We start from the raw sequence: 13,261 nt of genomic DNA, 5'->3' as shown, positions 1-13,261 counted from the left end.
GCTGGCCGCCCGCGCGGCCGCCCCCTGCCCGCCTGCCCGCCTGCCGGGCTTGCCGGACCCGCAGCATCCCTACACTCTTTTACCGCGAATCGCTATGAAACCATCCATGCTGGGCAAACTCGATCAACTGGCGAACCGCCTGGTCGAACTTGACGAACTGTTGATGCACCCGGACGCCACGTCGAACATGGACAGCTACCGCAAGATGACGCGCGAGCATGCCGAACTGGGCCCGCTGGTGGCGCTGTACCATTCCTACCAGGAAGCGGGCAACGATATCGCCACGGCGCAAGAGATGCTGGGCGACCCGGACATGAAGGAATTCGCACAGGAAGAGATCGAGGCGGCGAAAGCCACCATGGCGCGCCTGGAACGCGAATTGCAAACCATGCTGCTGCCGAAGGATGTCAATGACGAGCGCAATATCTTCCTGGAAATTCGCGCCGGCACGGGCGGCGATGAATCCGCCTTGTTCGCCGGCGACCTGCTGCGCATGTACTCGCGCTTTGCCGAGCGCAACCGCTGGCAGGTGGAGCTGGTATCGTCGTCCGACTCCGACCTGGGCGGCTACCGCGAAGTGATCGTGCGCGTGGTCGGAAACGGAGCGTATTCAAAACTGAAATTCGAATCGGGCGGCCACCGCGTGCAGCGCGTGCCGGCCACGGAAACCCAGGGCCGCATCCACACGTCCGCCTGCACGGTGGCCGTGATGCCGGAAGCGGACGAAGTGGAAGACGTCAACATCAACCCGGCCGACCTGCGCATCGACACCTACCGCGCCTCGGGCGCGGGCGGACAGCACATCAACAAGACGGATTCGGCCGTGCGCATTACCCACTTGCCCACCGGCATCGTCGTCGAATGCCAGGATGACCGCAGCCAGCACAAGAACAAGGCGCAAGCGATGAAAGTGCTGGCCGCGCGCATCAAGGACGTGCAGCTGCGCGAGCAGCAGTCAAAAGAAGCGGCCACGCGCAAGAGCCTGATCGGCTCGGGCGACCGCAGCGAGCGCATCCGCACTTATAATTTCCCGCAGGGCCGCCTGACGGACCATCGCATTAACCTGACCTTGTATAAGCTGGACTTCATCATGGACGGGGATTTGACGGACTTGACGAATGCGCTGGCGGCGGAACACCAAGCCGAGCTGTTGGCTGCCCTGGGCGATTAAAAAGCGTCCATGGCGGCGTTGCATCGCCTGGCCGTACGTTCGTACTGCCTGCGGCGCTGCGCCTTGCCCTGAACACTTTTGAAAGCATCCAGCCAGATCAAGGGTTTAAGTAGGGGCTAAGCAATAAAAAACCGGCCTTGTGCGAAAATGACCAGCTCGCTTCCATCCACCTCACCGTGTCGCCCATGAAAAATTCACGCACCGTCCTCCTGTCGATCGCCGCCCTGTGTTTCCTGATGCTGGGCGTGGCCATGTATTTGCAGCATGCCATGAACATGGCGCCGTGCCCGCTGTGCGTGATCCAGCGCTACCTGTTCCTCGCCATCGGCATCGCCTGCCTGGCTGGCGCGGCGGCCAACCGGCCGAAAATCGGCGCGAGCGTCGGCTTGTTGGCCGCCCTGGGCGGCCTGGGCGTGGGCGCCAAGCATTTATACGTACTGGCGCATCCCGGCTTCTCGTGCGGCATCGATCCGGTGGAAACGGCGCTGAACAAGATTTTCACGGCGCAAGTCATGCCCTTCATGTTTGAATCGTATGGCGCCTGCGAAAACGCCGGCGAGCCGTTTTTCGGCCTGTCGATTCCGCAATGGGCGTTCATCTGGTTTGCCATTTTTAGCGTCGGCCTGCTGTGGACCTTGTTGCGCCGTCAGAAATAATTGAAAGCACCATGCCAGAAACACTGATCCCCGCCGGCAGCACTGTCGGCACCCTGCAAATCCGTCCGTTGCTCGACCCGCTCGACAACCGCATCCTGCTGGGCCACGCGCTGGGCCTGTCGCGCGTCTCGCTGATCACGCAATCGGAGCGTGTGCTCACTACCGAAGAATCCGAGCGCTTATCGGCCTTGCTGGCGCGCCGCCTGCAAGGTGAGCCAATCGCCTATCTCGTCGGCCAACGCGAATTCTTCGGCCTGCCATTCGAAGTGAATGACGCCGTGCTGATTCCCCGCCCCGACACGGAAGTGCTGGTGGAACTGGCGCTTGAGCGCCTGCCGCCCGGCGGACGCGTGCTCGACATGGGCACGGGCAGCGGCGCCATCGCCGTCGCGCTGGCGTACACGCGGCCGGACGCCGTCGTCACGGCCCTGGATGTGAGCAGCGCGGCCCTGGCCGTGGCACGCCGCAACGCCAGCGCCAACGGCGTCAACATCACCTTCATGGCCAGCGACTGGTTCGAAGCGCTGGGCACGGAAAAATTCGACCTGATCGTCTCGAATCCCCCCTACATCGCCAGCGGCGACCGCCACCTGGCCGAAGGCGATTTGCGCTTCGAGCCGGCCGGTGCGTTGACCGACCACGCCGATGGCCTGTCGGCCCTGCGCACCATCGTCTCCGGCGCCGCGCGCCACCTGGCGTCAGGCGCCTGGCTGCTGATGGAACACGGCTATGACCAGGCGCCGTCCGTGCGCGGCTTGCTGGCCGATGCCGGCTACAGCAAAGTGCAAAGCTGGCGCGACCTGGCCGGCATCGAGCGCGTCAGCGGCGCCCGCCTGGGCTGACCCTGTCCACGTGCGCAGGGCTTGATCCAGCAACGCGCCAGATGCTCCGCAGTTTGTTAAAATATCAAGCGAATTCCTGACCGAAGCGCCGCCCCCATTCACCGGGGCGGACGCTGGCGACGCGGCGTTTTTTGGGCCGGCGCCGACGCATTTGCCAAAATTCGGTTAATCTCAGCACAAATTATTTATCTGCTGCACAAGAAAGGAAGCTCAAATTGCCCAACCTGTTGACTCGCCGCCTGGCATTGCTGACCGAAGATGCCAACCGCGCGCTGCTGGGCGGCTTGCGCGGCATCGAGCGTGAAACCCTGCGCGTCGACCATGCCGGCCATCTGGCTTCTACGCCCCACCCCGCCGTCCTGGGCTCGGCGCTGACGCACCCTGAAATCACCACCGACTACGCCGAAGCGCTGCTCGAATTCATCACTCCGGCGGAACAAGACATCGCCGTCACGCTCGGCAAGCTCGACACCGTGCACCGCCATGCCTACAGCCGCCTTGGCGACGAATTGCTGTGGAGCCAGTCGATGCCCTGCCAGCTGCCGCCCGAAGCGGACATAGCGATCGCCAACTACGGCACCTCGAACATGGGCATGCTCAAGCACGTCTACCGGCGCGGCTTGGCATTGCGCTACGGCAAGGCCATGCAATGCATCGCCGGCATCCATTACAACTATTCGCTCGACGAGCAGCTGTGGCAAGTGCTGGCCAGCCATCCGGACACCAGCGCCAGCGCGCACCACGCGGCGGCCACGCCAAAAGACGTGCAGTCGGAAAGCTACCTGGCGACGATCCGTAATTTCCGCCGCTACAGCTGGCTCCTGATGTATCTGTTCGGCGCCTCGCCGGCCCTGTCCGCCGGCTTCTTGCGCGGCCGCGCGCACAAGCTCGACACCTTATCCGACGACACCCTGTTCCTGCCCTACGCCACCAGCCTGCGCATGAGCGACCTCGGTTACCAGAACGATGCCCAGTCCGGCCTGCGCCCGCACGAAAACAGCCTCGATGATTACGTCAACGCCCTGACGCACGCCGTCAACGACCCGTATCCGCCGTATGCGGCGCTGGGTACAAAAAAAGATGGCGAGTGGATTCAATTGTCCACCAACGTGCTGCAGATCGAAAATGAATACTATTCGACCATCCGCCCGAAGCGCGTGATCCGCACTGGCGAGCGCCCGATCCAGGCCCTGTGCCTGCGCGGCGTGCAATACATCGAAGTGCGCTGCATGGATGTCGATCCGTTCGAACCGGTCGGCATCAGCCTGGAAACGGGCCGCTTCCTCGACGCCTTTTTGCTGTTCTGCGCGCTCGACGACAGCGCGCCCATCTCGGCCGAGCAAAGCGCCTGCTACACGCACAATTTCGCGCGCACCGTCAAGGAAGGCCGCACACCGGGCCTGACCTTGCGCCGGGACGGCGAAGAAATCACCCTGCGGGCGTGGGGCGAGGAACTGCTGGCGCGCATCGCCCCCGTGGCGACCCTGCTCGATGCGCGCCAAGGCGGCACGTCGCATGCGGACAGCCTGGCGGCGCAGGCGGCCAAGCTGGCCGACCCGGACGCGACGCCATCGGCAAAGGTATTGGCAGAGCTGCGCGACCATGGCGGCTCGTTTGCCGCCTTCGGCCTGCGCCAGAGCGAGCGCCACGCCGCCTACTTCCGCGCGCAACCGCCAACGCCGGAACAAAGCGCATATTTCGACCAGCTGGCCGCCAGCTCGCTGGCCGAGCAGCGCGCCATGGAAGCGGCGCCCGCCGGCAGCTTCGACGATTTCGTCGCCGCCTACCGCGCCAGCACCCTGTGTTCGCACACCTGACCTTGCGCAAAACACCCCGATGCTGACCTTCTTCAATGAATTGCACAGCCAGCACCGGGGCCGCTTCGAAATGTTTCGCGGCACCATGGTGCCCTGCTTCGAGACACCCGAACGGGCCGACATGGTGGTGGCCGAACTGGGCCGGCGCAACCTGGGGCGCATCGTCACGCCGCACGGCGTTCCCCTGACGTCGCTGGAGCGCATCCACACGCCCCGCTACCTGCATTTTTTGCGCCACGCCTGGCACGAATGGCTGGCGCTCGACCCGGACAACGCGGGCAAGGACGCGCTGCCGTCCGTGTGGCCCGTGCGCACCTTGCGCAGCGATATCGAACCGGACGACTTCACGGCCAAGCTGGGACTGTACTCGATGGACAACGGCACGCCGCTGACGGCCGGCACCTGGACGGCGGCCAAGACGGGCGCCGACTGCGCCGTCAACGCGGCCCATGCGCTGCGCCTGGGCGAACGCGCCACGTTTGCCCTGACGCGCCCACCGGGCCACCATGCGGGCAGCGATTTCTTTGGCGGCTACTGCTTCCTCAACAACGCAGCCCTGGCCGCGCAGCATTTGCTCGACGACGGCGCGCGCAGGGTCGCCATCCTCGATATCGATTACCACCACGGCAACGGCACGCAAAGCATTTTCTATGCGCGCGACGACGTGCTGTTCGCCTCCATCCACGCAGACCCGCGCAGCGAATATCCGTTTTACCTGGGGCACGCCGATGAAACGGGCAGCGGCGTCGGCACGGGCTACAACGTCAACCTGCCACTCCCCCCCGGCAGCTCCACGGCCAGCTGGTTCGCCGCGCTGGAAACGGCCTGCCTGCGCATCAATATGTACGCGCCCGACGCGCTGGTGGTGTCGCTGGGCGTCGACACCTTCGTTGGCGACCCGCTGTCGCACTTCGCCCTGCAAAGCGGCGACTACCTGCGCGTGGGCGAGCGCCTGGCGCATCTGAATTTGCCCACCGCCTTCATCCTCGAAGGCGGCTATGCGGTGAAGGAGCTGGGCATCAATGTGGTGAATGTGCTCGAAGGCTTCGAGACGGCTGATTAAGCGTCTTACAACGCTACATATTACGGAACAAGGCCATGAACGGCTGGCTTACGGCCAGGGTTTCCGGCCGCGTTTTCAGACGCAAGACGCCGCGTCCCACCTCGTCGCGCGTGACGGATGCCACCATCTTCATGTTGACGATGGTGGAGCGGTGGATCTGTTTGAAAATGGCCGGGTCTAGCACATCGAGCAATTCGCGTATCGGCTTGCGCAGCAGCGCCTCGCCGTCCGCCGTCATGACGGCCGTGTACTTGGTATCGGACTGAAAATAGGCGATGTCTTCCACCATGATCAAACGCGTATCCTTGCCGCTGCTGGCCGTCAGCCACACCAGCGGCGGCGACTTGGCCGCCGCCGGCAAGGCGCTGCTCAATTGCTGCAGCAGGCCGGCCAGCGCGCCGTCGCCGGCCCGGGCCTTGCCGGCGCGCGCCTGCAGGCGCTGCAAGGTCGCTTGCAAGCGCTCGCGGGCGATGGGTTTCAATAAGTAATCGACGGCGCCGTTGTCGAAGGCATCGATCGCGTACTGGTCGTAGGCCGTGACGAACACCACCTGGGTGCCGGGACTGGCTTCCAGCGCGCCGGCCGCCACTTCCAGCCCTGTCAGGCCCGGCATGCGGATATCGAGGAAGGCGATATCGGGCTTGCGTGTGGCGATGGCGTCGAGCGCCGTGCCGCCGTCGTCACAGGCGGCGACGATGCGCAGCGCCGGCCATTCTTCGGCCAGCAAGGCCACCAGCGCATCGCGTAGCAAGGTTTCGTCTTCGGCGATGACGCAGGTCATTTCAGGCTGATGCATACGAGGCTCCTTGCGCCGTGCTGTCTGGCAGCGTGATGGTGGCCGTCACGCCATCGGGGAAATTGGCCAGGATGGAAAACGCGGCGGCATTGCCGTAGGTCAGGCGCAGGCGTTCGCGCACATTGCGCAGGCCGATGCCCGTGCCTGCACCGTCGTCACTGAAGCCCTTGCCGTCGTCAGCCACCGTGACGATCACCGTGCCATCGCCGCTGCGCGCCATGATCCAGATGGTGCCGCCGCCGCTCTTCGGCTCCAGGCCGTGCTTGATGGCGTTTTCCACCAAGGTTTGCAGCATCATCGGCGGCAGCTCTACCTGGCGCAGGTAGTGCGGTACCTCAATCTGCAAGTTCAGGCGGTTACCCATGCGGATTCTCAGGATATCGAGATAGGCGCGCGCACGTTCCAACTCCGTGCCCAGGGTCGACATGGCTTGCTCCGTGCGCGGCAGCGAATGGCGCAGATACAAAATCAGGTTGCCCAGCATCTCGTCGGCGCGTACCGGGTCGCTGCGCGTGAGCAGCTGCGCGCTGGCCAGCGTGTTGTACAGAAAGTGCGGTTCCACCTGCGCGTGCAGCAGGCTCAGCTTGGCCACCGTGAGTTCCTTTTCCGTCACCGTCTGGCGCGCCTCGGCCTGCTCGCCGCGCCGGCGCTGCGCCACCCGGCGCGTCATCGCTCGCGTCACCGCTTCCGCGTTTTCCAGGTTGCTGCCATGGTCGACGAGGAACCAGTCGGTCCAGGCATTGCGTGCAGGCTCGCAGATCAGGGTCACGCTGCCCGCCTCGCCATTCGGCGTGACGGTGGCGAGGATCTGGTTCGGCCGCGGCTCGAGGAAACCCAGCAGGCGCATACGGGGCAAGCCCGTGTGCGTGTAGGGCGCCGCACGGCGCACTCTAGCCTGCACCTGCAGGCTGTCGCGCGCGCTTTCGACCACTTCGCTGCCCGGCAATTCGCGGATGGCCGCATCGATCATGTCGAACACCTCGCCCGCCTCGAACGGGATCTCGATCTGGCGCCGCTGGCGGCTCGACAGGGTGCTGGCATTGACGACGCCGGCGATCAGACGCACGCGCCGCACGTGCGAAAACGCATTCGTGATGACGGCGCTGGCCAGCAGCGCACCGACGATGACAAAGAAGCCTTCTGTATGCCCGAAAATAAAACGCAGGAAGTTCTCGACCAGGAGGACGGTGGCAATGATGTACGTGAGCATCGTGGCCAAAGTGATGCGCAGGATAAAGAAGAGGCTAGTCATGATTTTTCCCTGGAACGTAGAAGTGGGCCAAGAATAGCAATCGGCGCCAGCGGCGGTGGCCATTATGCGATGGAAGGGCAATACTGGCGACAAAGGCAAGAAAATAAAGCACAAATGTGCGCCGCCACGAAATAAAATCGCTTGCAATTAAATAGCGCACGATATATATTGAGCACATGGACGCCGCACTCGCTTCTTCAGACGGGCATCCTGGGCATCAGTCCACGAAACAAGTAGCACACTATTTAGTAGTTACCTATTCATCTATACCAAGGAAACCATCATGTCGATCAAACAAGTCCTGTACCGTGCTGTAGCTACCGCCACCGGAGGCCGCGAAGGCCGTGCCGTGTCGTCCGACAATGTGCTCGATGTCAAGCTGACCACGCCAAAAGAACTGGGCGGCAATGGCGCCGTCGGCACCAATCCGGAACAACTGTTCGCTGCCGGCTACTCGGCCTGCTTCATCGGCGCCATGAAATTCGTCGGCGGCCGCGACAAGATCGCCCTGCCTGCGGACCTGTCGATCGAAGGTAAGGTCGGCATCGGCGCCATCGAGACGGGCTTTGGCATCGAAGTGGAACTGACAATTTCGCTGCCAGGCATGGAGCGCGCCGCCGCCGAAGCGCTGGTCGCCGCCGCCCACATCGTGTGCCCGTACTCGAACGCCACGCGTGGCAACATCGACGTCACCCTGACGATCGTCTGAGCACACCTGGCATAAGTTGCTACGTGTCGCGCTTTGCCATCAAAACTGCACTGCCATGAAGGCAGTGCGGTTTTTTTTCACGTGTACCTTTAGAATGGCGCTCTTTTCCTGATTTTTCCGGAGTACGCATGATCGCCTGGCAATGGAACACGTTCGACGAACTCGGCCCCCACGATTTGTACCAGGTGCTGGCCTTGCGCCAGCGCGTGTTCGTCATCGAACAGCAGTGTATTTACCCGGACCTCGATGGCCATGACCAGCAAGCCATGCATTTGCTGGGCTGGCAAACGGTCGATGGCCAGCGTCTGCTGGGCGCGTATCTGCGCGTGCTGGCGCCCGGCGCCAAATACGTGGAAATGTCGCTGGGCCGCGTGCTGACGGCGCCTGAAGCGCGCACCACGGGCGCCGGCAAGCGGCTGCTGGCGGAAGGCATCGCGCGCGCCGAACGCCTTCACCCTGGTCACGCCATCCGCATCGGCGCGCAGCAATACCTGGAACGCTTCTACCAGTCGTTCGGCTTTGTCACCGTCAGCGCGCCCTACGACGAAGACGGCATACAGCACGTCGACATGCTGCGCGCGGCGCAGACGGCAGGATGACGACGGCCCTCATTTCCTGGAGCGGCGGCAAGGATTCCTGCCTGGCCCTGTGGCGCGCGCGCAACGCCGGCATGCGCGTGCCGCTGCTGATCACGGCCATGGATGAAGACGGCCGCAAATCGCGCTCGCACGGCGTGCCGCCCGAGCTGCTCGAAGCGCAGGCGGCCAGCCTGGGGGCGCGCCTGCAGCGCTATCACGCCAGCTGGGCCAGCTACGAGGAACAATTCATCGCCATGCTGCGCGCGGCGAAAGACGATGGCATAGCCCACGCCCTGTTTGGCGACATCGACTTGCAGCCGCACCGCGACTGGGAAGAAAAAGTCTGCGCCGCGGCCGGCCTGACGGCCCACCTGCCCCTGTGGGGCGAAGCGCGGCGCGCGCTGGTCGATGAATTTCTCGCCGCCGGCTTCAAGGCCATCGTCGTGTGCATCAATGGCCAGCACCTGCCACGCGAATTTTGCGGGCGCGAGTTCGACGCCGCCTTTTTGGCCGACCTGCCGCCCGGCGTCGACGCCTGCGGCGAAAACGGCGAATTCCACACCTTCGTCTACGATGGTCCCGCCTTCAGCGCACCGGTGGCACTGCGCCGCAAGCAGGTGCTGCACTATGACGCGCCGGCCGATCTGGGCGGCGCCACCTATTACTTCCAGGAACTAGCCCCGCCTGAGGTATAAAGGGGCCGCCAAAGCAAAAAGGGCGATTCCGTGGAATCGCCCTTTGTCCCTGTGCCCTGCGCGTGCCTATTTTTTTGTCACGCCGACCAGCTTGACTTCAAACAGCAAGCCCGCGTAGCCGGGAATCGACGGCGGCTTACCCGCCTTGCCATAGCCCAGGTCATACGGAATGGACAGGATGCGGGTGCCGCCAACCTTCATGCCGACCAGGCCGCGGTCCCAGCCCAGGATGACCTGACCGATACCCAGAGGGAAAGGGAAGGCGGCGCCCGGCTGGTTCGCATCGAACTGCGTACCCTTGTTGCCCGGCTTGCTTGCGTCATACAGCCAGCCCGTGTAAAGCACGTCCAGGGTATCGCCCGCTGCCGCCGTCGTGCCGGTGCCAACCACCACGTCGGGGAAGGTGAATTCCTTCACCTGCGTATTCGGGTCGAGCACGACCGGCTTCTCGGTGTTGGCAGCAGCGCCGCAAGCGGTCAGGGCCACGGCGCAAGCGAGTGTGGCGATCAATTGAAATACCGATTTCATGGTTTCCCTTCAAATATTGGTGTGTGACTGAGGCCCGTACGGTGCGGACCGGTACGGGCTGCAGTTTAACAGGTGTCGCCGGCCCCATTTGTAAGCAGACGTAAGCACGGCGCTAAGTGGTGCAACGATACAACGTTGCCACAATATCTAGATTTCCACCTGCGTGCCCAGTTCGATCACCCGGTTGCTCGGGATCTGATAGTAGTCGGCCGCCGTGCGCGCATTGCGCGACATGGTGACGAACAGGTGCTCGCGCCATGGCATCATGCCGGCCCCCGGCGTCGAGATGATGGTCTGGCGCGCAATGAAGAACGACGTTTCCATCATCTCGAAATCCATTCCCTGCTCGGCGCATTGCGCCAGCGCAGCCGGAATATCCGGTTCATCCTTGAAGCCGTAATACACATTAACCTGGTAGCACTGGTGGCCCAGCTCCACCACGCGCACGCGCTCGGATGGCGTCACCCACGGTTCTTCATGCATGAAGACAGTGAGGAAAATCACCCGCTCATGCAGCACCTTGTTGTGCAGCAAGTTATGCAACAGCGCATGCGGCACGCCATCCGTTTCGCCGCGCAGGAAGACGGCCGTGCCGGGCACGCGCAGCGGCGGCGCGATGAACAGCGACGAGAGGAATTCGTTGAGCGGGATCGCATGTTTTTCCAGATTCAGGAAGACCAGCTGGCGGCCCCGTTTCCAGGTCAGCATGATGATGAACAGGACGGCGCCCAGCAGCAGCGGGAACCAGCCGCCGTGGAACAGTTTCAGGGAACTGGCCGCGAACAGGTTGACATCGATGATCAGGAAGAAACCGGTGGCAGCCCAGCACAGCAGTAAATTCATCTTCCAGCGGTAGCGGATGACGAAGAAGGTCAGGATGGTGGTCGCCAGCATGGTGGCCGTGACGGCGATGCCGTAGGCGGCGGCCAGCTTTTCCGACGAGCCAAAACCGACCACGGCCATCAGCACGACGGCCAGCTGCAGCCAGTTCACGGCAGGAATGTAAATCTGGCCGATTTCGCTTTCCGACGTGTGGCGCACGCGCATGCGCGGCAGGAAGCCCAGCGCAATGGCTTGCTTGGTCATCGAGAAGGTGCCGGAAATGGTCGCCTGCGAGGCGATCACGGTGGCCATGGTCGACAAAATCACCAGCGGATACACGCTCCAGGCGCCCAGCTGCTGGTAGAACGGATTGGAAATGGCTTCCGGGTGCGCCAGCAGCAGCCCGCCCTGGCCCAGGTAATTCAGCGCCAGCGCGGGGAAGGCGATCAGGAACCAGGCCATGCGGATCGGCTTCTTGCCGAAATGGCCCATGTCGGCGTACAAGGCCTCGGCGCCCGTCAGTGCCAGCACCACGGCGCCCAGCGACAGAAAGGCGATGCGGCCATTGTCCAAGAGGAAAGCCACCGCGTGCAGGGGATTGACGGCGGCCAGGATGGCTGGCGACTTGATGATGTTGACCACGCCCATGCAGGCCAGCGCGACAAACCATATCACCATGATGGGAGCGAAGAAACGGCCGATGCCGGCCGTACCGTGCGACTGCACCGAATACAACGCCACCAGCACGGCGATCGTCAGCCACACCACATACGGGCTGAAGGCAGGCGTGGCCACTTCCAGACCTTCAATGGCCGATAGCACCGAAATGGCCGGCGTGATCACGCTGTCGCCATAGAACAGGGTGGCGCCAAAGACGCCGATCACCATCAGCGGCACATGCCAGCGCGACGACTTACTGACAGATGACAGCACCAGCGCCATCAGGGCCATGATGCCGCCCTCGCCCCGGTTGTCGGCACGCAACACCAGGGTCACGTACTTGAGCGAGACGATCAGGGTCAGGCCCCAGAAAATCAGCGAGACGATGCCCAGCAGATTGTTATGCGTGACCGCCAGGCCGTGCGCAGGGTCAAACACCGTCTTCAGGGTGTACAGCGGACTGGTGCCGATATCGCCATAGACAATGCCGACGGCAGCCAGTGTCAGGCCGACCAGGCTGCTTTTTTTATGTTCCGACGTCAAGATTGCACCCGTTTTTGTTTTGTTGCATCGCACAATATGATAGGTATTAGCAAATAGCAAGAGTATTTTCGCATGGTTCCGCAGCTGCCCCAAGGTCGTGGTTTTGTGCCGCTCCGCCTTGCTGCGCGGGCTCGCGGTCATAGATTTGTTGCCATTCTACGCTTCACCGGCGGCGCCGGGCAGCTCGCGGTGTTTTCAGCCATAATGACAGACTGTCTACTCTCCAGCGTACCTCATTATGAATCCAGGCATGCTCTACGCTTCCCTCGCCTTCCTGTGCTGGGGCCTGTTCCCCCTGTATTTCCATGCCATCGATGAGATCGCACCGCAGGAAATCCTGGCGCACCGCATGGTCTGGTCGCTGTTGTTTCTAGGCATCGTACTGACCGTGCGCCGCCAGTGGAGCTGGCTGGGCAGCCTGAAAGCGCAGCCCAGGGTCGTGGCCAGCTTCGTCGCCAGTGCATTTTTACTCTCCGCCAACTGGTTCATCTATATCTGGGCCGTCAACAACGGCCATGTGGTCGACGCCAGCCTCGGCTACTTCATCACGCCGCTGGTCAACGTCATGCTGGGTTTTTTGCTGCTGCACGAGCGCCTGCGCCGCCTGCAGTGGCTGGCCATCGGCCTGGCCGCCTGCGGCGTGGCCTGGCTCACATGGCAAGGCGGGCAGGTGCCCTGGATCGCCCTGCTACTGGCAGCCACGTTCGGCGGCTATGGCTTGCTGCGCAAGACGGCCGCGCTGGGTGCGCTGGAAGGCCTGTCGTTTGAAACATTGATTTTATTCCCCCTGGCACTGGCCTACATGCTGTGGCTGGGCTGGCATGGCCAGAGCGGCTTCGTCAATACTGACTCTTCCGCCACGCGCGCGCTGCTGCTGGCGTCCGGCCCCATCACGGCCATTCCCCTGCTGCTGTTTGCTGCCGGCGCGCGCCGCCTGCCGCTGGCCGTACTGGGTTTGCTGCAATATATTGCCCCCACGGGCCAGTTACTCATCGGCGTGTGGGTCTTCCACGAATCGTTCACGCGCGAGCGCATGCTGGGATTCCTCGTCATCTGGACGGCGCTGGCCCTGTACGCGGCCGAGGGGCTGTGGATGGCCCGCAAGGCGCGCGCCGCCTAAGTACCCCCC

General features: G+C 63.2%; 13 protein-coding genes. 9 read left to right on the top strand and 4 right to left on the bottom strand.

Going from position 1 to position 13,261, the window contains the following annotated elements:
- Positions 1-94 precede the first annotated feature (94 nt).
- From prfA to ACQ4W7_RS06100, 5 genes are all read left to right on the top strand, one after another.
- The gene (gene prfA, locus ACQ4W7_RS06120; RefSeq protein ID WP_071079939.1) at positions 95-1,171 is read left to right on the top strand and encodes a peptide chain release factor 1; all 1,077 of its coding nucleotides are present in this window, start codon (positions 95-97) and stop codon (positions 1,169-1,171) included.
- Positions 1,172-1,356: 185 nt separating this feature from the next.
- Positions 1,357-1,827, top strand: a complete 471-nt coding sequence (locus ACQ4W7_RS06115; RefSeq protein WP_426073541.1) for a disulfide bond formation protein B — start codon at positions 1,357-1,359, stop codon at positions 1,825-1,827.
- A gap of 11 nt (positions 1,828-1,838) precedes the next feature.
- Positions 1,839-2,669: a peptide chain release factor N(5)-glutamine methyltransferase gene (gene prmC / locus ACQ4W7_RS06110; RefSeq protein WP_426073542.1), complete on the top strand. Its 831-nt coding sequence runs from the start codon at positions 1,839-1,841 to the stop codon at positions 2,667-2,669.
- Positions 2,670-2,884: 215 nt separating this feature from the next.
- Entirely contained in the window at positions 2,885-4,486 is a 1,602-nt protein-coding gene (gshA, locus tag ACQ4W7_RS06105) for a glutamate--cysteine ligase (RefSeq protein WP_436529170.1), read from the top strand.
- Positions 4,487-4,505: 19 nt separating this feature from the next.
- On the top strand, positions 4,506-5,549 hold the full coding sequence (locus ACQ4W7_RS06100) for a histone deacetylase family protein (RefSeq protein WP_426073544.1): 1,044 nt from the start codon (positions 4,506-4,508) through the stop codon (positions 5,547-5,549).
- Positions 5,550-5,562: 13 nt separating this feature from the next.
- On the opposite strand, the gene ACQ4W7_RS06095 is transcribed toward ACQ4W7_RS06100, so the two are convergent.
- Together ACQ4W7_RS06095 and ACQ4W7_RS06090 are read right to left on the bottom strand one after the other, a co-directional pair.
- Positions 5,563-6,345, bottom strand: a complete 783-nt coding sequence (locus ACQ4W7_RS06095) for a LytR/AlgR family response regulator transcription factor (RefSeq protein ID WP_426073545.1) — start codon at positions 6,343-6,345, stop codon at positions 5,563-5,565.
- Positions 6,332-7,597: a histidine kinase gene (locus tag ACQ4W7_RS06090; protein ID WP_436529167.1), complete on the bottom strand. Its 1,266-nt coding sequence runs from the start codon at positions 7,595-7,597 to the stop codon at positions 6,332-6,334. Before ACQ4W7_RS06090 ends, ACQ4W7_RS06095 begins: the two co-directional genes overlap by 14 nt.
- Before the next feature lie 283 nt (positions 7,598-7,880).
- On the opposite strand from ACQ4W7_RS06090, the gene ACQ4W7_RS06085 reads away from it, so the two are divergent.
- The 3 genes from ACQ4W7_RS06085 (at position 7,881) to ACQ4W7_RS06075 (ending at position 9,579) form a co-directional block, all read left to right on the top strand.
- Entirely contained in the window at positions 7,881-8,306 is a 426-nt protein-coding gene (locus ACQ4W7_RS06085) for an organic hydroperoxide resistance protein (RefSeq protein WP_426073547.1), read from the top strand.
- Positions 8,307-8,434: 128 nt separating this feature from the next.
- Positions 8,435-8,905, top strand: a complete 471-nt coding sequence (locus tag ACQ4W7_RS06080; protein WP_426073548.1) for a GNAT family N-acetyltransferase — start codon at positions 8,435-8,437, stop codon at positions 8,903-8,905.
- The gene (locus tag ACQ4W7_RS06075; protein WP_436529164.1) at positions 8,902-9,579 is read left to right on the top strand and encodes a Dph6-related ATP pyrophosphatase; all 678 of its coding nucleotides are present in this window, start codon (positions 8,902-8,904) and stop codon (positions 9,577-9,579) included. The genes ACQ4W7_RS06080 and ACQ4W7_RS06075 overlap by 4 nt, the downstream gene beginning before the upstream one ends.
- A 66-nt stretch (positions 9,580-9,645) precedes the next feature.
- On the opposite strand, the gene ACQ4W7_RS06070 is transcribed toward ACQ4W7_RS06075, so the two are convergent.
- Together ACQ4W7_RS06070 and ACQ4W7_RS06065 are read right to left on the bottom strand one after the other, a co-directional pair.
- Positions 9,646-10,107, bottom strand: coding sequence for an FKBP-type peptidyl-prolyl cis-trans isomerase (locus ACQ4W7_RS06070; RefSeq protein ID WP_426073550.1), 462 nt, complete (start codon positions 10,105-10,107; stop codon positions 9,646-9,648).
- A gap of 147 nt (positions 10,108-10,254) precedes the next feature.
- Positions 10,255-12,132: a potassium transporter Kup gene (locus ACQ4W7_RS06065; protein ID WP_426073551.1), complete on the bottom strand. Its 1,878-nt coding sequence runs from the start codon at positions 12,130-12,132 to the stop codon at positions 10,255-10,257.
- Positions 12,133-12,370: 238 nt separating this feature from the next.
- Between ACQ4W7_RS06065 and rarD the strand changes: the two genes are divergently transcribed.
- Entirely contained in the window at positions 12,371-13,252 is an 882-nt protein-coding gene (gene rarD, locus ACQ4W7_RS06060) for an EamA family transporter RarD (RefSeq protein ID WP_426073552.1), read from the top strand.
- The last annotated feature ends 9 nt before the right edge of the window (positions 13,253-13,261 follow it).

The organism is Janthinobacterium algoris (genome assembly GCF_051380935.1).
Lineage (GTDB): Bacteria > Pseudomonadota > Gammaproteobacteria > Burkholderiales > Burkholderiaceae_D > Janthinobacterium.
The sequence above is the reverse complement of the archived record's forward strand: the minus strand, read 5'-3'. Positions and strand labels throughout refer to the sequence as shown.